Genomic DNA, 19,100 nt, shown 5'->3' on the forward strand with positions numbered 1-19,100 from the left:
TCAACCCTCACCCTGTCCGGCTAACGGCATCAACACCGCACTGTCGAAGAAGACCTCTTCACGGATGGCCAGTCCGTCTTTGAAGGTGAAGTGTGCGGCGTAGTGCACGGTAATATGGCGTCCATGGGGTGCAATCACCCGGCCTGGCAGCACCAGGGGGGCGGCGAAGGTGCCGGTCAGCAGGGCAGTCAGCGCCAAACGATCGTCAGCGACCATGAATGGGGTGAAGGTCACTTGGGCATCGGGGAATGCGTAGAACAGCGCAGTCTCTCTTTTGCGCATGGATTCACGACCGGCTTGAACCCCCATGCCATCGACGTAGATGAAGTCTTCGCAAACCAACGCAAGCATCGCCTCCACATCACGGCAATTGAAGGCTCTTGCGGCGCGTTCCGCATAGTCGTTGGGGCCAGTAGTCATACAATCCATTCCATTCGTTTCGAGGGCCTGTAGATATACCTTTGAGGCCTCCCTCGAAAAACAGCGACTACTGCATAATGGATTTGCACATATGCAGACCAGGGAGGACAGGACGCATGGCGTTGCAAGCAAATTGGGACGATCTTCGTCTGCTGTTGGCAGTTTCGCGGCGTGGCAGCTTTCTTCAAGCTGGCCAGTTGCTGGGTATCGCGGCGTCTACCGTGTCCCGCCGCCTGACCCAACTTGAGGTCGCACTGGGCGAGCCACTCGTCGAACGGGGCGTTGAAGGATGCTGGTTGACCTCACGGGGCCAATCCCTCGTGGAAGTTGCCCTGGCCGCGGAAACTGGCTTGAGGCGTCAAACCGCTGCTGGCCTATCCGGGGTACACACAGAGTTATCTGGCAGTGTCCTGGTCAGCGCAGGAGAGGGGTTCTCGTCTTGTGTGCTGGAGGCCGCGAGTCGCTTCACTTCTCTGCACCCGCGTTGCTCGGTGGAGCTGATGGTAACAGCCGACTTTCACAAGATCGTCCGCGGCGTGGCAGACATTGCTGTACGTACAACTCATCTGGGTGAGCCGTCGCTGATTTATCGACCAATAGGCCGGCTCGCCTACGGTGTCTTCGCTGATGCAGGTTATCTGAAGCGGTTTCCAGGGGTGACCCCGGCCACTGCGGTCAATATTGCCTTGCTTCCCCCGCTGGACATGTTGCCGCAAATGCGTGCGGCAAAGGCCGGTGGTCTGGACCGCGCGCAGATCAGTGTGAACGCGTTCGCGGTTCAGCTCGAATCGGTGAGGCGAGGAATGGGTGTGGCCGTACTGCCCCGTATTCTGGCAAAGGACTTGATCGAGTTGTTCCCGGATCTCCAACTTCCAGATATGGAAGTCTATCTGGTGACCCGGCCTCAGGCATTGAAACAGGCTCACATCAAATGTTTTTTTGCCATCCTGGAGCAGGTGCTGCTCGAAGCCCTCTCCATGGAAAATGTCGAAGGTTGCCTCTCTGGGGGGGACCATGAGTATCGGAAGAATAACGATGCTATGAGGACGCAGGACTAAAGATGCCGACTGATGACGGAGGGTATGGCGGCGGAAAAATTACGCTTTTTTTACGATGGCTTTTGTTACTCGCAACGATACTGGCCGGGAAAATTGACATTGCCTTTATGCCTCGCAACTCTCGGCTTCTTCGTCTTTACCCTCAAGATTTCCTTAGGCTGTTCAATGTTGCTTGCGGGGGAGTAGAAGGTGGTGCGGGTCTGTCGCAGGCCCTTCAGAACGAGTGATCACTTGGCTGTGCAAGGACGACGGTCTTTACGACTCATCTGAATTTGATGGCAGTTTCACTGAAGTCCACCGGCCTTGAATTCTCACGGAATGCGTTTTCGGCCCTCAATACTCGAGACGTAGAAAGTGAGCGAAACATCGCCCCATGCCATTGAAAAACCTCATCGCAAATCTTCAGCGGCGGGACTGCTTATCGCTGCTGTCGGAGTGGTGTATGGAGATATCGGCACCAGCCCCCTGTACACGCTAAAGGAAGTGTTTGCCGGTCACTACGGTGTCCAGGCCAACCACGATGGCGTGCTGGGCATTCTATCGTTGATCTTCTGGTCGTTGATCTGGGTGGTCTCGATCAAATACGTGTTGTTTATCCTGCGGGCCAACAATCAGGGCGAAGGCGGCATCATGGCGTTGACGGCGTTAGCCCGCCGCGCGGCCTTACCTTATCCGCGCATGAGCAAGGCACTGGTGCTGCTCGGTCTGTTTGGTGCGGCACTTTTTTACGGGGACAGCATGATTACCCCGGCTATTTCGGTGCTCTCTGCGGTTGAAGGACTACAGCTGGCGTTTGATGGAATAGAGCACTGGGTGGTGCCTTTGTCATTGATCGTGCTGGTGGCGCTGTTCTTGATACAAAAACACGGCACGGCTCGCATCGGTATCCTGTTCGGCCCGGTGATGGTGCTGTGGTTTGTGGTGTTGGGTGCACTGGGGATCTATGGCATTTTCCAGAGACCGGAAGTACTGCAAGCGCTCAATCCGTACTGGGGAGCGCATTTTTTTATCGCTCATCCGGGAATCGGTGTGGCCATCCTTGGGGCAGTGGTACTCGCGCTCACGGGCGCCGAAGCACTGTACGCCGACATGGGGCACTTCGGTCGCAAGCCCATTGCCCGCGCTTGGTTCATTTTGGTACTGCCAGGACTTCTACTCAATTATTTTGGTCAAGGTGCCTTGATCCTGGAAAACCCTGAGGCGGTGCGCAATCCATTTTATTTGCTTGCGCCGGGCTGGGCATTGCTGCCAATGGTCGCACTCTCCACACTGGCGACCATCATCGCTTCTCAAGCCGTGATCTCAGGCGCATTTTCCCTGACCCACCAGGCCATCCAGCTTGGGTATGTCCCTCGCATGTTTATCCAGCACACCTCCAGCCAGGAGCAGGGGCAAATCTACATCGGCACGGTCAACTGGGCGTTGATGGTCGGTGTTGTGCTGCTGGTGCTTGGTTTTGAGTCTTCCAGTGCTTTGGCTGCCGCTTATGGGGTCGCTGTGACGGGCACCATGCTGATCACCACCATCCTGTCCTCGGCCGTCGTCCTGCTGCTATGGAAAACCCCGCGCTGGTTGGCCATTCCGATGCTGCTCGGTTTTCTGCTGGTAGACAGTCTGTACTTCGCGGCCAATGCACCGAAGATCTTCCAGGGCGGTGCGTTCCCGGTGATTGCCGGCATTGGCCTGTTCATTTTGATGACGACTTGGAAACGGGGCCGCAAGATCATTGTTGAACGGCTGGACGAAACCGCGCTGCCTCTACCACTGTTCATCGGTAGCATCCGCACGCAGCCTCCTCATCGGGTACAAGGTACGGCGGTGTTTCTGACGGCCAGGTCCGATGCCGTTCCGCATGCGCTGTTGCACAACCTGCTGCATAACCAGGTTTTGCATGAGCAAGTGGTGTTGCTCACCGTGGTGTCTGAAGACAGCCCTCGTGTGAACGCTGATCGACGGTTTGAGGTTGAAGCCTATGGCGAAGGATTCTTCCGGGTCAGCCTGCACTTCGGCTTTATCGAGGAGCCCGACGTCCCCTTGGCGTTGAGTCTCTGCCACTTGGCCGAGCTGGACTTCAGCCCGATGCGCACCACCTATTTCCTGAGCCGTGAAACGGTGATCCCGACCAAGCGCATTGGCATGGCCCGTTGGCGAGAAAGCCTGTTCGCGTTTTTGCTGAAGAATGCCAACAGCAATCTGAAGTACTTCAAATTGCCGTTGAATCGGGTGATCGAGTTGGGCACGCAGGTTGAGATGTAAAGAGTCATTGAGGACCATCAGCCCTCCGTGTTGAGGGTTGAACCAGCGCCTTCGAGCGACCCTGCGGTTGCTCGAAGGCGCTCTGGTCACTTCAGGTTGCCGCTGAGGAACTGCCGCAGACGCTCACTCTTGGGGTTACCCAATACGTCCTCGGGCGCACCCTGTTCTTCGACCTGCCCCTGATGCAGGAACAGCACCTGGTTCGACACTTTGCGCGCAAAGCTCATTTCGTGAGTCACCATGATCATGGTGCGGCCTTCTTCGGCCAGCCCCTGGATCACCTTGAGCACTTCTCCCACCAGTTCAGGGTCCAGGGCCGAAGTCGGCTCGTCGAACAGCATGATCTCCGGTTCCATGCTCAGGGCACGGGCAATGGCGACCCGTTGCTGCTGACCACCCGAGAGAAACGCCGGGTATTGATCGGCCACCCGTGCCGGCAAACCGACCTTGTCCAGGTAGCGTCGGGCGCGATCCTCTGCGTCTTTCTTGCTGACGCCCAGCACCCGGCGTGGGGCCATGGTGATGTTCTCAAGCACGGTCATGTGGCTCCACAGGTTGAAGTGCTGGAACACCATCGCCAGGCGAGTGCGGATGCGTTGCAGTTCATTGGCGTCGGCCACGCGCATGCCGTGGCGGTCATGGACCATTTGAATCGGCTGGTTGTCCAGGCTCATGGCGCCGTCGTTGGGCGTTTCCAGGAAGTTGATGCAACGCAGAAAGGTGCTCTTGCCCGAACCACTGGCGCCAATCAGGCTGATCACATCGCCGGTCCTGGCGTTTAGCGAAACGCCCTTGAGGACTTCATGGTTGCCATAACTTTTGTGCAGGTTTTCAACGCTCAGTTTGTACATGAACAAGCATCCTGAATTAGTGAGCCGGGCCGAGGAAAGACAACCAACGGCGTTCAGCCAGGCGGAACAGGCCGACCAGCGCAAAAGTGACTGCCAGGTAGATCAACGCGGCGATGCCGAACGACTGGAAGGTCAGGAAGGTCGCCGAGTTGGCGTCCCGCGCGACTTTCAGGATGTCCGGAATGGTCGCGGTGAAGGCCACGGTGGTCGAGTGCAGCATCAGGATCACTTCGTTGCTGTAGTAAGGCAGCGAACGACGCAAGGCTGACGGCATGATCACGTAGGTGTACAGCTTCCAGCCGGTCAGGCCGTAGGCTTTGGCCGCTTCGACTTCGCCGTGGTTCATGCTGCGAATGGCCCCGGCGAAGATCTCCGTGGTGTAGGCGCAGGTGTTCAGGGCGAAGGCCAGGATGGTGCAGTTCATCGCATCGCGAAAGAACGCATCCAGCACGGGCTGGGCACGCACCGCGGCCAGGCTGTAAATGCCGGTGTAACAGATCAGCAGCTGAATATAGAGTGGAGTACCCCGAAACAGATAGGTGTAGAACTGCACCGGCCAGCGCACCCAGACATTGTCCGAGACCCGGGCAATCGACAGCGGGATCGACATCACGAAGCCGAAGAAGATCGAGGCGCTCAGCAGCCAGAGGGTCATGGCCAGCCCGGTGATGTGATTGCCGTCCTGGAACAGGAAAGGTTTCCAGTACTCCTGTAGAAGTTCGATCATCGCACGGCCTCCCGGGTACCTGCGGCGTAGAAGATTTCCATCCGGCGCAAGACGTAGTTCGAAACGGTGGTTATCACCAGATAGATCAAGGCGGCCAGAATCAGGAAGAAGAACAGCTGATAGGAGCTCTTGCCCGCATCCTGGGCCACCTTGACCAGGTCGGCCAGGCCAATGATTGACACCAGCGCCGTGGCCTTGAGGATCACCATCCAGTTGTTACTGATCCCCGGCAGGGCAAAACGCATCATTTGCGGGAACACCACCAGGCGAAAGCGCTGAGCGCGGGTCAGGCCGTAGGCGGTAGCCGCTTCCATCTGCCCTCGCGGTACGGCAAGGATGGCGCCACGGAAGGTTTCGGTGAAATAAGCCCCGTAGATGAATCCCAGGGTAATGACCCCGGCGCTAAAGGGATTGATTTCGATGTATTCCCATTCCATGAAATCGGTAAACGAGGTCAGCCAGGTTTGCAGGCTATAGAAGATCAGCAGCATCAGCACCAGGTCCGGCACCCCGCGGATCAGCGTGGTGTAGGCCTGCGCAGGGACGCGCAGCAGCGCTGATTTCGAAAGCTTGGCGCTGGCGCCGATCAGGCCCAGGCCAACGCTTACCAACAAGCACAGAAAGGATAATTTGACAGTCATCCAGGAGCCTTGTAGCAACAGCGGGCCGAAGCCCTTGAGGCTGAAGCCTGACAGCCCAAGAATCTGCAATAGGTTTTCTAGCATTGAGCAGCCCTACGTCAATCAGAAAAGTGCCCATCCGAAAATGGGCGCAGGGTCATTATTTGCCGCTGTAGAGATTCAGATCGCCAAAGTGCTTCTGCTGGACGGCCGCATAGGTGCCATTGTCGTGCAGTGCCTGGATACCTTTGTTCAGCAATGCCTGGAGTTCGGCGTTGCCTTTGCTGAGACCCACGGCGGTTTTGGCTGGCAGCAGGGGGCTTTCGATCGGCGCGCTGACTTGGAAGTCGGCGCCTGGCGGCGACTTCAGGAAGCCCAGTTCGGCTTGCAGCATGTCCTGGATTGAGGCATCGAGGCGTCCGGAGACCAGGTCAGCGTACACCTGGTCCTGGTTGGCGTAGGCTTGGGTCTCTACCCCGGCCTTGTCCAGCACGGCCTTGGCGTAGGCTTCCTGGATGGTGCCTTGCTCGTAGCCGACTTTCTTGCCCTTGAGGGAGGCCTGATCGGTGCCGATGACCACGCCTTTCTTGAATACCAGCGCGGTCGGGCCAGAGAACAGCTCGTTTGAGAAATCGATAACTTTCTCGCGCGCTGGCGTGGCGGTCATGGAAGAGATCACGCCGTCGAACTTGTTGGCCTTGAGGCCGGGAATCATGCCGTCGAAGTCGCTTTCGACCCACTTGCACTTGACCTTCAGCTCTGCGCAGATCGCGTTACCCAGGTCGATATCGAAGCCCACCAGGCTGCCATCGGCGGCCTTGGATTCGAATGGCGCATAAGAGGGGTCGACGCCAAAGCGCAACTCTTTGTACTCCTTGGCCAGCGCAGAACCGGCAGCCACACACAAAGCTAATGCAGAAAGGGTGAGAAATGCTTTTTTCATTATTTTATTCCCAGGGACCATCGGAAGCGCTTGTGACGCAAAAGCATATTGACTGTTTGGCAAGATGTCTTATGCACACGCAGATACTTGTACAGACAAGCATATGCAATCACCCGGCCAATTCGCGCAGTGGGCGTTTGAGAAAGCGCGTACAGCGCTCTGGGCTGGGCTTTTCAGGCAAGTGAGTGCAGGGCGGGAGGCCGCCTGCGAGGCTGTTACCAAAGCAGTTTTTTACACCCGGCTGGGGTATGGGGTAACAAAGTGTGAGATCAAGGACGTTGATTTTCAGGCAGTGTGGATTTTTGAAGGTGTACATATCCGTTGCTGCGGTAACCGCCGCTCAGGGCTGCGCCCTTACGGCGGGTCACTTGTAAAAACGGAACGCCGCCCGGCCTCACGAGGGGCGTGTCCCGCAACAGCAACCGAGGCGGCCTACCGGCCGGCCTGGTTGCTGGGTGCGTTCGAATTTTCCTGGCTCAATCCTTGATGCTCCAGCAGCACCGACGGTCAGCACGACGAAGTTCAACGCTCAGCGCGCTGGAAATAACGCCAGAACAGTAATGCATAGACGATGTCACCCGATGCCGCTACTGGCAATGGCCAGGGGATGCTGCCCGCCAGCCAGTGACCATAGACCACCACAACAAACAGTACTTTCAGGATAATCCCGAGCAGGATATAGGGACGATACTGCAGCGGATCGCGAGCGATCATCCAATAGGCCCAGCCGAATATGATAACCAGGCACGTGGTGAGTTGAATGAAGAGGGTTGAGGTGGGGGTAATTTGCAGCCCCAACAGTGCAGCTACGGGTCGCAGAGCCACAAGTAATGGAAGACCCGCGAGTACGTTGAAACAAGCGGCAGAAATAAACAGCTTGCGGGTATAACTGTCGGTCATGGAATTGTTCCTGAGAGGTGGTGACGCTTCGCGTCGCGCTGAGACATCTTGTAACTTCCGGGCCTCAGCCAAGCAGCTTGAGTAATGCCGGATAGCTATTGGGGAACAGCCTGCTTATCCAGAACAAGGTGCTCGACTTGTTCCCTGTGATAATGCGCTTGGTTCCTTTGCGCAGCCCCTTGATGATGTCGCTGGCACAATCCGCCGCTGGCGTCAGCAGCATCTTGTCTGCCAGTGCCGTGAACCTTTCTTCTGTTTTGCCGGCGGCCTTACAACGTCGTCCGGACTTCTCGATATTGGTTCGAATTCCTCCGGGGTGCACACACACGGCGCGCACGCCGCTGTCCTCAAGTTCCGACCAAAGCGCTTCGGTGAGACCCCGTACGGCGAACTTCGACATGTTGTAAGCGCTTTGCATCGGGAAACCCACCAGGCCAAATACGCTGGAAATGTTGACGATGCAGCCTTCTCGCTGGGCCTGCATCATCGGCAGGAACGCTTTGGTACCGTACAGCACGCCCCACAGGTTGATACCGAGTTGCCACTCGTACTCATCGATGGAGGTGTTGGCAACTGTCCCGATGACTGCGGCACCTGCGTTATTGATGACGAAGTGCGCCGTGCCAAAATCTCGCTTTACCTCGTCGGCATGAGCCTGGAAGGCATCCCAGGACGATACGTCCAGGAGGTAACCTTTCGCTTTGCTGGCGTCAGGCAATAGCTTCATGGTTTTGTCGAGACCCACCTGGTTGATGTCCGACAGGGCGACATGTGCGCCAGCTTCCACCATCTGGATAGCCAACTCCCGACCAATGCCTGATCCTGCGCCGGTGATGACGACTACTTTGTTTTGGAACATGTTTTTTATCCTTCTTGTTTTGATTGGTTTGGCCACTACAAATTTTTCTGACAAGAACTATTTGCTGAGAATGTGGATCGCGACGGCTGCCTCCTCGATACCCTGCAAACCGCCGCCGTTCTCCTGGATTGCATGGCGTGCGCCATATACCTGGCGTGCGCCAGCCTCTCCGCGCAGTTGCGTCACAAGTTCGTAGAGTTGTCCGATCCCGGTAGCGCCGAGTGGATGGCCTTTCGATTCCAGGCCACCTGAGGTATTGACCGGGATGCGCCCGCCCAGCGTGAATTCGCCACGTTCAGCCGCAGGTCCGCCCTGACCGAACGGGACCAGGCCCAGGTTTTCGACCTGAATGATTTCGCCCATCGCCGAGGCGTCATGGACTTCGGCGACATGCATGTCTTGCGGCCCCAGGCCCGCCTGTTCATAGGCCTGGTTAGCTGCCAGGTGACCGACGTTCAGTTCCGGCTGATCGAGCCGGCGATGGCTGAAGCTACGGATGACGCTGGCCGCTATCTTGATGCAGCGGCTTCTGTCGGCACCGATGCGTGCGAGTCCTTCCTCGGTGCACAGGATGGCTGCTGCTGCACCGTCCGACAGCGGCGCGCACATTGGCAGGGTGAGCGGATAAGTGATCGGAGGGGCGGCAAGGATTTCGTCGATACCGAAGGCTTTGCGAAATTGCGAGTAGGGGTTATGGACCGAGTGAGTGTGGTTTTTTGCCGACACCGCTGCGATCTGCCGCTGCGTGGTGCCGTAGGTTTTCATATGCTGGCGGCACAATGCGGCATAGATGGCCATGAACTTACTGTAAGGCTTGTCCGATTCCGACCCGGCGGGCGGCACTACACCTTCGCCCATTTTTACCAGCGTCTGATAATTCTCTTCGGCGCGAGATACGTCCCAACCAGCCTCGAACAGCGAGAGGGCCTTCAGTTTATCCGGGATGTTCATCTTTTCCGCACCCAACGCCAGCGCGATACTGGCTGTACCGGCCTTGAGACTTTGCACGGCCAAATTGAAGGCTGAGCTACCCGAAGCGCAGGCATTCTCGATGTTATAGATAGGAATGCCTTCAATACCGATCTTGCTGAACACGACCTGACCCGGGATCGAGAGCTGGCCTTGCAATGGGCCATTGGTCATGCCGGCATAAAACGCGATATCGAGATCGGCGGCAGTGCAGTGGGCGTCCTTCAATGCGCCCTGGAAAGCCTCGCGTGCCAAGTCGTCGAGGCTGCGTTCGATGTGGCGACCGAAGACGGTCATGGCGATGCCGGCGATATAGATATTGCTCATTGAAAATTCCTTATATTCAGTGGGTCAGTGTCCAGTTCGCACCCCACGGCGTGGTTGACGTTGGGTGCGCCTGGGCAGCGGCTTACTGAAGTTGCTGGTCGTTACCAGGTTCAGGCAGGCGTATCTCGGCCACGTGCAGGCCGAGGTTGAAATCGACTCGATTTTTTTCCCGATCGGGTCGTTCGACGGGCCTGAGATCCGCGGTTGTGTCAGATCTTGCGGGCCGAGTTTTTCCAATACGGCTGACGCAGTTCTTTTTTCAGCACCTTGCCCACCGGACTACGTGGCAGGCTGGTCGTGAAGTCGACCGACTTCGGTGCCATCACGCTGCCCAGCCTGGCTTTGCACAGCTCGATAAGCTCCTGCTCGGTGGTTTCCTGGCCTGGGTTGAGCTCGACCACGGCCTTGACGGCCTCGCCCCATTTTTCATCGGGCACGCCAATCACGGCACAGTCCTGAACCGCCGGATGTCCCCACAGCACTTGCTCGACCTGGCTGGGATAGACGTTGAAACCGCCGGAAATGATCATGTCCTTTTTGCGATCGGTGAGGTGCAGATAGCCTTCGGCATCGATATGGCCGATGTCGCCGGTATGCAGCCAACCGTCGACGATGGTCTCGGCGGTCTTCTCCGGCTGCTTGTAGTAACCCTTCATGATCAGGTCGCCGCGCACGCATATTTCACCGGTTTCACCGCGCGGCAGGATCTGGTGGGTATCGCTCATCACTTCGACGCGGACCAGCGGGTTAGGGCGGCCGACCGAGGACAGGCGTTCGTCGTCGGCGAATTGGCCGTCCACCAGATGCTCGTCAGGACGAAAGTTGGCGATGCTGGCCGGTGCTTCGGTCTGACCATAGCCGCCGGTCATGACCGGGCCGAAAATCTCGATAGCTTTCTTCAGCTTGTCTACCGACATGGGAGCCGCGCCGTACATCAGGTACTTCACCGAGGAGAAGTCCAGCTTCTCGATGCCGGGAATTTCCAACAGCCTGTAGATCACCGTTGGCGGCAGAAAGAGCTCGCTGACCCTGTGCTGCGCAATGGCGTTCAACATCAATGCCGGATCGGGTTTGGTAATGACCACTACAGTGCCACCTTGCGCCGTGCAGGGTACGGACAACAGGCCGGCAGTGTGGGTCATCGGTGCGGCGGCCATATTCACCGGCTTTTCACCATTGCGATAAGCACAGGTCAGCATGAAGTGGGCGATGAACGTCTGCACGCTGCGGTGGGTGTTCATCACGCCCTTTGGCGTGCCCGTAGTGCCACCAGTGGGTGAGACCGCCACCACGTCGTCCATGTCATAAGCGACTTCGGGACGGCTCGCCGGCTGGCCGGCACTCCATAGCTCCAATGAAGGTGCATCGACAGCGTCGGCATCGATACAGATCCAGTGTTTGATCTTAGGCAGCCTGGACCGTAGCTCGGCGATGATTTGCGCGAAATCGTTCTGGTAGAACATCACCTCGCAGTCGAATGCGTCGAGGAGGTAGTGATTCTCTTCGCTGGAATTGCGCGCATTGACTGGAATCCAGGTCATGTTGGCGCGCCATAGACCCAGTGTGCAGGCCCAGGCGGTGACGTCGTTACCTGACCAGACGGCACCCTTGGTTTCCTTCGGCAAGCCCAGTGCGAGCAACTTGTTGGCGATGCGACACGAGAGCTCGCCGATTTCGTTGAAGGTGTAAGAGCGCTCGCCCTGGATGTAGGCGACCCCGGCTGGGTTGATGCCCCAGCCGCGATCGTAAAAATCGATGATGGCCATAAATGGTTCCTGTGCCGGTAATCAGAGTTTGGTAACGGTGGCACGGGCCAGGCCGCGCTCCTCCAGGAAACCGAGCAGATAGCGGTGTCCAAAAGCCTTGGAACCGGAAGCGAAGCCGACCTTGTTGGTGTCGTCGTCGAGCAGCCTGATCGCCGCCGCGGCCTGTAGGGCACCGGTGGAAATATAGGGTGTGACGCCATGCACGGTAGCGCGCACGGCGGACAGGTGACCGCGGCCGATAGCGATGTCGACGCTGCGTTGCAAGGTGGTGCGTTCGCGGGGCGGCATGCTCGGCGTGGTGGCCTCTACCAGGCTCTTCACCACCGTGTCCTGCTGCTCCTTGGACAAGTGCTTGTATTCCGCTTCCCACTTCTGGCTCAGGCCATGCACCATTGGCATCACATTGTTGTCGTAGAAACCGACCGCGGAGGTGCAGGCGCGCACGCGCGGATCATGCTCGAAGTAAATTGGCAGCGAGGTTCCCCCCCAAGGCAGGCAGAAAACCGGCTGCATGAAGTTGGGGTCGACAATGTTGAACGAAGCGGTGGCGGGGTGCTGCACCAGCTTGTTTTCCCACAGGTAGAACTGCTCCCGGTGGAACAATTCGAAAATCGAGGCCGCCGAGCCCAGGCTGACCCCGGCGACATCACGCGGGCCGCGGCACAGGGCGGCGGTTTCCAGCACGTCGATGCCGGGGGTTTCCAGCGCCAGTTCGGCGGCGATCTCGGAGAAGCTGAACATGTAGGACAGCGATGGCGAAACCAGCAGGCCAGCCTGACGATAGAGCTCGCCAAATTGCTCGCGAACCTGACGGACGTAGCTTTGCTCGCCGGTGGTATCTATGTGGTGGCAGCCGGCCTTGAGCGCGGCCTCGACGGTGGTCAGACCGAAGTTGACGAAGGGGCCAACGGTGTTGCAGACCACTTTGGCTCCCTTGAAGGCGGCGCTCAGCGACTCGACGTTGTGCTCGGCCTCGATGATTTCATAGGTCGCGGACTCCAGGCGTACCACACGTTGCGCCATCATTTCCTGCGCGCGCTTGGCATCGCGCGCCACAGCGGTGAAGGGGATGTTCTGGTCGATCAGCCAGTCCATGGTGAGCATGCCGGTGTAGCCACTGGCGCCATAGACAACTACGGGGAATTTAGCCATTTCTATTATCTCCAAAGTTTATTGTCAGTCGGGTTTTGGATCAGTACTGGGGCCAGCCGTCTTCGTAGAGCTCCTGGACAAGGAACCCAAGGCGGGTGGTGAGCATCATGTTCTCGCCGTCCTCGATCAGCGCGGCGCGGGCATCGCGGAACAACTTCTCCATGGGGTACTCGCGGGTCAGGCCGTTGCCACCAAACAGCTGCAAGGCATCGCTGACTACGCGCATGGCCTCTTCGGTCACGGTGACCTTGCTGGAAGCCGTGGCACAGGGGTGCCCCTGCGGGGACAGGCGCGCATAGGCCAGGGAGCGGCGGGCGACAGCCCGGCAAAGCTCGACACGACGCATCATGTCGCCGATGCGGTAGCGGGTAAGTTGGTGGTTGATCAGCAGTTGGCCACCCTGCTTGCGCTCATGGCAGTAGGCGAGGGCCAGTTCGAAGGCGGAACGTGCCACGCCGGTGAACCATTGCGCCATGTGGGTGCCGGCGAACGACCAGGTCGAAGCGACGTTGCCGTAGTACTCGTCCTGCAAGGCCACGGCGAAGCGCTTGGGAATCCGCACGTTGTCGAAATACACCTCGCCCTGCGGCAGCGCGCGTTGGCCGATCTTCTCCAGCGGCTTGCCCTTGCTGACACCGGGCAAGTCCAGGGGCACGATGACGGAGATGCCATAGGGCAAGCCATTGGCATCGTAGAAGCCGTTGCCATAGTCGGCGGTCATGTAGGCCAGAGCCACCTGGGCCACCGCGCCGTTGGACACCCAGGCCGAGCACTGGCCGTTGATGACGATCTCGTGCTCGCCGACCTTGGCGAAGAGATTGCCCTTGTTGCCCAACTGCCCCGGCACCCAGTCGCGCTGCATGTCGAAGGCGCCGGCGTCAGTGCCCTTGTCCGGATGGGTAATCATCCAGCAGCCGATTTTCCCGGCACTCAGATCGATCAGCTCTTGGTTCCCTAAGGCTTTGGCCATCTCGTTCGGGAAGGTGCTGACGCCCAGGGAAACCGCCAGGCCGGCATCGCCCCAGCCCATTTCCTCGCCGATCATAGACTCGACGCGTACAGCCGTTTCCGGCGGCAGTTCGGCCAGCAGATCGGAACTCAGGCCCAACTTGGCGGCTTCGCTGAACAGGCTGTAGTACGGCGAGCCGGGGGCGACCACCTGCTCTGCGGTCATCTTGTCGAGTTCCTGGCCGAGGGGACGCATGAAATCCCTGGCAAAGCGATGCACGCTGTCCTGGATGCCGCGCTCGACCTCGTTCAGGGGCGTTTCAAAGCCGGTTATTGAAATGTCAGGCAGGTTGATCCGGTTGCTTAGTTTCATGATGGGCCTCGTCATATCACTCGGTTTTTCTTATGGCCTGCACTCTGGTTTTCGAGACGCGTCAGGCGTCGGCCGGCAGTTCGCCGGCGGCGATCAGCGTGGCGCGCGTGGCCTCGACGAAAGGCTCTACGGTGTCGACGAACAGTTCTTGCAACGGCGTCCCCTTGAACTCGGGGAGGAAGGTCTTGTTCCAGTGGCCGCACAGCGACATGCCCGCTGGGGTATCGACCATGGCGACGCCGATCGCCAGCAGGGTCTGGATGGCACCGGGACGGGAAGCCGCGTAGGCTGCGCGCCACTGCTCGGGCGTCAACTCGTTACGCTCGATCGGGCGCCCCATGGCTTGTTCGCGCGCGGCCAGTAGCTCGTTCCACGAACACCAGGCCGTGGCCGCGACTGGACAGATCGCATTGCGCGAGGCCGGGTGGGCCAGCACATGCGGAATGATGCGACCGACATCCGCGCCGGTCGACCAGGACAGCCTGGCGTCGGGATCGCCCATCACCATCACCGGCTCGAGCATGTAGTACTCGATCCAGGCACCAGCCGGAATGATGGTGTAGTCCATGCCGGCCAATTCGATCATGCGCCGGATGAACGCCTTCTGCCGGGCCATCAAGCGGTGCGTGGTGTCGGTCTGCCAGAACTGCTCGAACTCGTAGATCGCGCCGTACTCGGATGGCACGAAGCGTTCGACCCCGGCTTCCTTGGCGGCAAAGATCAGCGGCATCTGCGATTCGGTGGCGTAGAGGGGGACGCAGGACACCAGGTAGTCGGTGCCGCGCAGCGCCGGGACCAGCGCTTCGGCAATGGTGACGTCGACCTCCTTGATGGTCACGCCCTGACGCGCCCATTCGGCGTACTGCAGCTGTTTTTGCGCCTCACTCTTGCTGATGCCCGACGATGAGCGTTCCATCTGGCCGGAGCGGCGCGCCAGTACATTGATATTGACCAGGCCCTGGCGAATGAACTCATTGACGCAGGCGATGCCCGCAGTCCCGGTGGCGCCGAATACAGTGACGGTCTTCTTGCTCACGCTGTTCTCCTGGCTGTGATCAGTTATGCGGGCGAGCGGTTGTGCCCGCCTCGCATTAAGGCGAGTGGCGGAATATTTGGCCGATTATTGTTCTTCCCGACATCGACAACTCACCTGAAAAGCGGTCATATTTGTCAAAATATGCTCATCCCGAGATGCCCATGAATCCGCAGCAACAGGTCCATGAAACACTGGGATTGCCCTTGCTGGGCGGCCTGGTGTGCAGTGAAATCCCCTTGTATGCGGAGCGCTATTTCCTGCATACGACTGATTTATCCGTCCCGCCCGTTGACTTCATGGCCCTGCTGACCCAGTTCGGTGGCTCGCGGGCGGATGAGGGGGCAGGGGGCGAGTTGCGCTCAACATCGATGCCCCGCTTGTCAATGCTGCTGCCTGCAGGTTGTGCCACTCAATGGCACTATTCCGGCAGCATTGATTTCGCGGTTTTTTATCTGCCCGAGCGCACTGATGGCGTGTTTCGACAATTGCGTGAGCTATGCGCTGGCGCGCAGGCGCCATTGCCCGTCAGTGATGGTTTGGTGAGCGCGGCGGCCCGGCAATTGATGGATGAGCTAAGTCTTGGGAAAGGGGCTGATCAGGGGTTCATGGCAAGATTGGCCATGGTCATGCTTGAGCAGGTGTATCGTGCGCTACGAGTTGACGCGAGCAGAGGTATTTATCCGCCGCATATTCATCTGGCGCGCCTGCATACGGTACTGGTCTTCATTCGCGAGCATCTGGGGCAGGAACTGTCGATCAGCACGCTGGCTGGCCAGGCGGGTGTCAGCCCGGCTCATTTCCGACGGCTGTTTCAGCGCGCCATGGGTATGCCGCCCCATCGCTATGTGATGAATGTACGACTGGAACATGCACGTGATTTGCTCATGCAGACCGATCTACCTATTTTGCATGTGGCACTGGAGTGTGGTTTCAGTTCTCAGAGCCACCTGACGGCAGCGTTCAAGGTTGCGCACGCCAGTACACCGGCCGAATACAGAGCCCTGGCTGGAAGGTAGCGGATTCTTTTGCGTGGCGAGCAGGTCACGGCACCGAAAGTACGCAAGCGGCTTGCGTTGGATTGCACCGGGGTTCAAACCACCGGACCATTCCATGGTAGTGTTCGACCGTTTGGAACTGTATCCAGCGACCTTCAGACGCTCCTTGGGTAGGCGTCTATCAACCACCAGGGTCTGAAAGAAATGGATTGCATAGAACCCCAACTGATCCTCAAAACCACACCGCCGCGTAGTCAGAAATCAGCACGGATGCGAAACCGCCTGGGTATCCAGACCCAGGAACTGACAGACAAAGTGGTGATCGCCGTTCAAGCGCCGGCAGGCTTCGGCAAAACCTTTCTGCTGACCCAATGGCGTCGTGAATGTTTGTCTCACGGCGCCGTGGTGGCCTGGATGACGCTGGATGCACAGGATGATGGTGCGCGTTTTGTCCAGGGGCTGGGAGTTGCCATGGCAATTGGCAGCGGTCGGCCATCGTTTGCCCGCGCATTCGAACCTATTGCGGGACTGGGGCGTGACGAACAGGAAGGGCTGACGCAGTGGTTGGCGGAAGTGGCCGATCTGGGTAGCGAAACCGTATTGATTCTGGATGAAGTGGATACCCTGCCCGAGCTGACGATCCGTTACTCCCTGACGTACCTGCTGCACAACGCGCCGGCCAATTTGCGCATCATCATGGCCTCTCGCACACGGTTGAATCTGCAGGTGGCGGACCTCGCGGCAAGAGGGCTTTTCACGACGATCATGACTGCGGCTTTACGACTGAATGTGGAAGAGGCGATCGCCATCCTCAATGACCGTTTCGGCACAAGGGTTGATGCCGACCTCTGCGTGCGACTGCACGAGATAACCGAAGGCTGGCCGCTTGGTCTGCAATTAGCGATTTCGGCGTTGGAGAAGAGCCCGAATCGGAGTGCGGCAGTCGAAGAGTTGTCGACTTGCCTGGGTGATATCCAGCGTTATTTCGTCGACAGTTTACTCGCACATCTTCGGGAGGAGCAGGTTCGCTTTCTGACCGGCATTGCAGTGTTGGAAATGGTCCAGCCCTTGTTATGCGAGGCGCTGACGGGCAACGCTTGCTCGGGTGAGTTGCTGAAGGAGTTATGTGCCTCGACACCGATTTTTGTTGAAAGCATCGACAGTGACTGGGTGCGCATCCATCCATTGGCGCGGGAATTTCTGCTCGGTCGTTTTGCCGACTTGCCGTTGGAGGAACGTCAGGGTTATCACCGGCGCGGTGCTGTGTGGCTGGAGCACCACGGTTTCCTGGAGCAGGCCGCCCGGCAATATCTGTTGGCCGGCATGCCCCAACCGGCCTATACGTTGATCGGCAATTGCCTGTACGAAGTCATGTTGCAAGGGCAGTTCAGTCGGGTGCTGGAGTGGGTCGAGGAGCTTGGTCCCGCTGACGTGTTGTCGCATCCGCGCATCTGCCTGGCGGCGGCCTGGACTTTAGCCATGGGAGAGCGTCAGGCAGAAGCCGCGCAATTGATTGCTGCCATTAAACAGCATCCGTCCGCCGACGAGGCGACACGTTGTGAAGCGGCCGCCATCGCCGCCGCCGCCGCCTACTTTGCGGACCATCCGGATCAATCGCATGAACTCATCATGCCTTGGGTCGATCGATTGCCTTCATTCTCGATCAAGGTGCAAGCGATTGTCGCGAGCCAGATCGCCCGGCTGACGCTGTTGCAGGGACAACCGGAGAAAGCCCGACGAATCCTTCAGCGAGCACCGCGTTACGCGGCTAGTACTGGCCTTGATGCCATACGCGGGTATGGCGAGTGGGTGGTCGGTCTTGCCTATTTATACGAGGGTCGAATGGTGTCGGCGCGTACTGCGTTGCACGACAGCCTGTTGCATGCCGAACGGGACATCGGTCGGCGCAGTCCGGTGGCGGTCATGTTAGCGAGCGCTCTGGCGACGGTGTTGCTGGAACAGGGGGAAGTCCAGGAGACCGCTACGGTGCTGGCGAACAGGCTGGATATCGTTGAGCGATTGGCCTCTCCCGATGCGATTGTGCAGGGTTTCCTCGCCGCCTCTCGACTGGCCTCACTTCAGGGGCAGGGGCATCGCGGGCAGGATCTGCTCGAGGCGTTATTCGCCCTTGGAGAAGAGCGAAATATTCCACGATTCTGCATTGCCTCCCTGGGAGAGCAAATACGCCTGCATGCCTTGCAGGGACGCAGCGATACCTGTCAGGCATTATGGCGCCGGCTGGACAGTTTCACGCCGGTTATTGCCCGTGAGCGAGCAGGGTTGCTGGGTCCGGAGCTGGACTTGCTGGCCGGGGTAGCCAACGCTTATGCCTTACTGGCCCAACGTGACTGGGAGGCGATGCTGGCGGTGCTGGACAGGGTTGGCGAAACAGCCGAATACCTGCGTCGTGGGCGAGACATCGTGCAGATCAAGCTGCTCAGGGCGCTGGCACTTCGGGCGACCGGACAGGGCGGCACCGACTATTTGCTGGAGGCTGTCAGCCTCGCGCAAGAAAACGGTATGTTACGCGTGGTGCAGGACACCCATCCGGACCTGATCAAATGGAAGCAGACGCTCCAGCGTGATACCGTCAATTTGCTTGCGGCGACCTCTACGCCCGCACCTGTTCCGCGACCGGAATCCACCCCCTTGAGCGTGTCCCCGAGTCGTCTCTTGACGCCCAAGGAGCGCGAGGTGTTGCAGCTATTGGCTCGCAACCTGTCCAACAAGCAAATCGCCCTGGCGCTGAATGTCGGCGAGGAAACCGTGAAGTGGCACCTGAAAAACCTGTTTGGAAAATTCCAGGCCGGCACAAGACAGCATGTAGTCGCGCGCGCATACATGCTGGGAATTCTCGAGACAGCGAGCTGATGCGAACTCACCACCCGAGGTGATCCGTT

The 19,100-nt window shown here is 58.7% G+C and carries 17 protein-coding genes; 5 read left to right on the top strand and 12 right to left on the bottom strand.

Annotated elements, in window-relative coordinates; all coding sequences use genetic code 11:
• Positions 1-420, bottom strand: coding sequence for an ester cyclase (locus ACMDB8_RS09530; RefSeq protein ID WP_056723208.1), 420 nt, complete (start codon positions 418-420; stop codon positions 1-3).
• A 116-nt stretch (positions 421-536) separates the two neighbouring features.
• On the opposite strand from ACMDB8_RS09530, the gene ACMDB8_RS09535 reads away from it, so the two are divergent.
• From ACMDB8_RS09535 to ACMDB8_RS09545, 3 genes are all read left to right on the top strand, one after another.
• The gene (locus ACMDB8_RS09535; RefSeq protein ID WP_056723206.1) at positions 537-1,478 is read left to right on the top strand and encodes a LysR family transcriptional regulator; all 942 of its coding nucleotides are present in this window, start codon (positions 537-539) and stop codon (positions 1,476-1,478) included.
• A 2-nt stretch (positions 1,479-1,480) separates the two neighbouring features.
• Positions 1,481-1,705 carry a hypothetical protein gene (locus tag ACMDB8_RS09540; RefSeq protein WP_056723204.1) on the top strand — a complete coding sequence of 75 codons (225 nt, stop codon included), beginning with the start codon at positions 1,481-1,483 and terminating at the stop codon, positions 1,703-1,705.
• A 127-nt stretch (positions 1,706-1,832) separates the two neighbouring features.
• Positions 1,833-3,734: a potassium transporter Kup gene (locus ACMDB8_RS09545; protein ID WP_223541027.1), complete on the top strand. Its 1,902-nt coding sequence runs from the start codon at positions 1,833-1,835 to the stop codon at positions 3,732-3,734.
• A gap of 86 nt (positions 3,735-3,820) precedes the next feature.
• On the opposite strand, the gene ACMDB8_RS09550 is transcribed toward ACMDB8_RS09545, so the two are convergent.
• From ACMDB8_RS09550 to ACMDB8_RS09600, 11 genes are all read right to left on the bottom strand, one after another.
• The gene (locus ACMDB8_RS09550) at positions 3,821-4,585 is read right to left on the bottom strand and encodes an ABC transporter ATP-binding protein (RefSeq protein WP_409079124.1); all 765 of its coding nucleotides are present in this window, start codon (positions 4,583-4,585) and stop codon (positions 3,821-3,823) included.
• 16 nt (positions 4,586-4,601) lie between these two features.
• Positions 4,602-5,312 carry an ABC transporter permease gene (locus tag ACMDB8_RS09555; protein WP_056723198.1) on the bottom strand — a complete coding sequence of 237 codons (711 nt, stop codon included), beginning with the start codon at positions 5,310-5,312 and terminating at the stop codon, positions 4,602-4,604.
• A complete protein-coding gene (locus tag ACMDB8_RS09560; RefSeq protein WP_056723196.1) occupies positions 5,309-6,037 on the bottom strand; it encodes an ABC transporter permease in 729 nt (242 codons plus the stop codon). The genes ACMDB8_RS09555 and ACMDB8_RS09560 overlap by 4 nt, the downstream gene beginning before the upstream one ends.
• 55 nt (positions 6,038-6,092) lie before the next feature.
• Positions 6,093-6,875 (bottom strand): transporter substrate-binding domain-containing protein, encoded by a 783-nt coding sequence (locus tag ACMDB8_RS09565; protein ID WP_056723194.1) that lies wholly within the window; start codon positions 6,873-6,875, stop codon positions 6,093-6,095.
• Positions 6,876-7,397: 522 nt separating this feature from the next.
• A complete protein-coding gene (locus tag ACMDB8_RS09570; RefSeq protein ID WP_046028203.1) occupies positions 7,398-7,775 on the bottom strand; it encodes a hypothetical protein in 378 nt (125 codons plus the stop codon).
• Positions 7,776-7,839: 64 nt separating this feature from the next.
• On the bottom strand, positions 7,840-8,634 hold the full coding sequence (locus ACMDB8_RS09575; protein ID WP_056723190.1) for an SDR family NAD(P)-dependent oxidoreductase: 795 nt from the start codon (positions 8,632-8,634) through the stop codon (positions 7,840-7,842).
• A gap of 57 nt (positions 8,635-8,691) precedes the next feature.
• Positions 8,692-9,930: a thiolase family protein gene (locus ACMDB8_RS09580; RefSeq protein WP_056723188.1), complete on the bottom strand. Its 1,239-nt coding sequence runs from the start codon at positions 9,928-9,930 to the stop codon at positions 8,692-8,694.
• A 209-nt stretch (positions 9,931-10,139) separates the two neighbouring features.
• Positions 10,140-11,696 (bottom strand): AMP-binding protein, encoded by a 1,557-nt coding sequence (locus tag ACMDB8_RS09585; RefSeq protein WP_056723186.1) that lies wholly within the window; start codon positions 11,694-11,696, stop codon positions 10,140-10,142.
• Between the two features lie 21 nt (positions 11,697-11,717).
• Positions 11,718-12,848: a saccharopine dehydrogenase family protein gene (locus ACMDB8_RS09590; RefSeq protein WP_409079123.1), complete on the bottom strand. Its 1,131-nt coding sequence runs from the start codon at positions 12,846-12,848 to the stop codon at positions 11,718-11,720.
• 40 nt (positions 12,849-12,888) lie between these two features.
• Positions 12,889-14,169, bottom strand: coding sequence for an acyl-CoA dehydrogenase family protein (locus ACMDB8_RS09595; RefSeq protein ID WP_156385736.1), 1,281 nt, complete (start codon positions 14,167-14,169; stop codon positions 12,889-12,891).
• Positions 14,170-14,230: 61 nt separating this feature from the next.
• The gene (locus ACMDB8_RS09600; RefSeq protein ID WP_056723183.1) at positions 14,231-15,205 is read right to left on the bottom strand and encodes an NmrA family NAD(P)-binding protein; all 975 of its coding nucleotides are present in this window, start codon (positions 15,203-15,205) and stop codon (positions 14,231-14,233) included.
• Positions 15,206-15,366: 161 nt separating this feature from the next.
• On the opposite strand from ACMDB8_RS09600, the gene ACMDB8_RS09605 reads away from it, so the two are divergent.
• Both ACMDB8_RS09605 and ACMDB8_RS09610 read left to right on the top strand, forming a co-directional pair.
• Positions 15,367-16,221 (top strand): helix-turn-helix domain-containing protein, encoded by an 855-nt coding sequence (locus ACMDB8_RS09605; protein ID WP_056723182.1) that lies wholly within the window; start codon positions 15,367-15,369, stop codon positions 16,219-16,221.
• Between the two features lie 183 nt (positions 16,222-16,404).
• Entirely contained in the window at positions 16,405-19,071 is a 2,667-nt protein-coding gene (locus tag ACMDB8_RS09610) for a LuxR C-terminal-related transcriptional regulator (protein WP_223541028.1), read from the top strand.
• The last annotated feature ends 29 nt before the right edge of the window (positions 19,072-19,100 follow it).

This window comes from Pseudomonas monachiensis, assembly GCF_047345015.1.
GTDB classification, from domain to species: Bacteria; Pseudomonadota; Gammaproteobacteria; order Pseudomonadales; family Pseudomonadaceae; genus Aquipseudomonas; species Aquipseudomonas monachiensis.

Coding starts and splice junctions, on each gene's coding strand:
- ACMDB8_RS09595 (WP_156385736.1), bottom strand. CDS start 14,169: ATGAAACTAAGCAACCGGATCAACCTGCCTGACATTTCAATAACCGGC.
- ACMDB8_RS09580 (WP_056723188.1), bottom strand. CDS start 9,930: ATGAGCAATATCTATATCGCCGGCATCGCCATGACCGTCTTCGGTCGC.
- ACMDB8_RS09550 (WP_409079124.1), bottom strand. CDS start 4,585: ATGTACAAACTGAGCGTTGAAAACCTGCACAAAAGTTATGGCAACCAT.
- ACMDB8_RS09605 (WP_056723182.1), top strand. CDS start 15,367: ATGAATCCGCAGCAACAGGTCCATGAAACACTGGGATTGCCCTTGCTG.
- ACMDB8_RS09575 (WP_056723190.1), bottom strand. CDS start 8,634: ATGTTCCAAAACAAAGTAGTCGTCATCACCGGCGCAGGATCAGGCATT.
- ACMDB8_RS09570 (WP_046028203.1), bottom strand. CDS start 7,775: ATGACCGACAGTTATACCCGCAAGCTGTTTATTTCTGCCGCTTGTTTC.
- ACMDB8_RS09585 (WP_056723186.1), bottom strand. CDS start 11,696: ATGGCCATCATCGATTTTTACGATCGCGGCTGGGGCATCAACCCAGCC.
- ACMDB8_RS09555 (WP_056723198.1), bottom strand. CDS start 5,312: ATGATCGAACTTCTACAGGAGTACTGGAAACCTTTCCTGTTCCAGGAC.
- ACMDB8_RS09540 (WP_056723204.1), top strand. CDS start 1,481: ATGCCGACTGATGACGGAGGGTATGGCGGCGGAAAAATTACGCTTTTT.
- ACMDB8_RS09565 (WP_056723194.1), bottom strand. CDS start 6,875: ATGAAAAAAGCATTTCTCACCCTTTCTGCATTAGCTTTGTGTGTGGCT.
- ACMDB8_RS09530 (WP_056723208.1), bottom strand. CDS start 420: ATGACTACTGGCCCCAACGACTATGCGGAACGCGCCGCAAGAGCCTTC.
- ACMDB8_RS09590 (WP_409079123.1), bottom strand. CDS start 12,848: ATGGCTAAATTCCCCGTAGTTGTCTATGGCGCCAGTGGCTACACCGGC.
- ACMDB8_RS09560 (WP_056723196.1), bottom strand. CDS start 6,037: ATGCTAGAAAACCTATTGCAGATTCTTGGGCTGTCAGGCTTCAGCCTC.
- ACMDB8_RS09610 (WP_223541028.1), top strand. CDS start 16,405: ATGGATTGCATAGAACCCCAACTGATCCTCAAAACCACACCGCCGCGT.
- ACMDB8_RS09535 (WP_056723206.1), top strand. CDS start 537: ATGGCGTTGCAAGCAAATTGGGACGATCTTCGTCTGCTGTTGGCAGTT.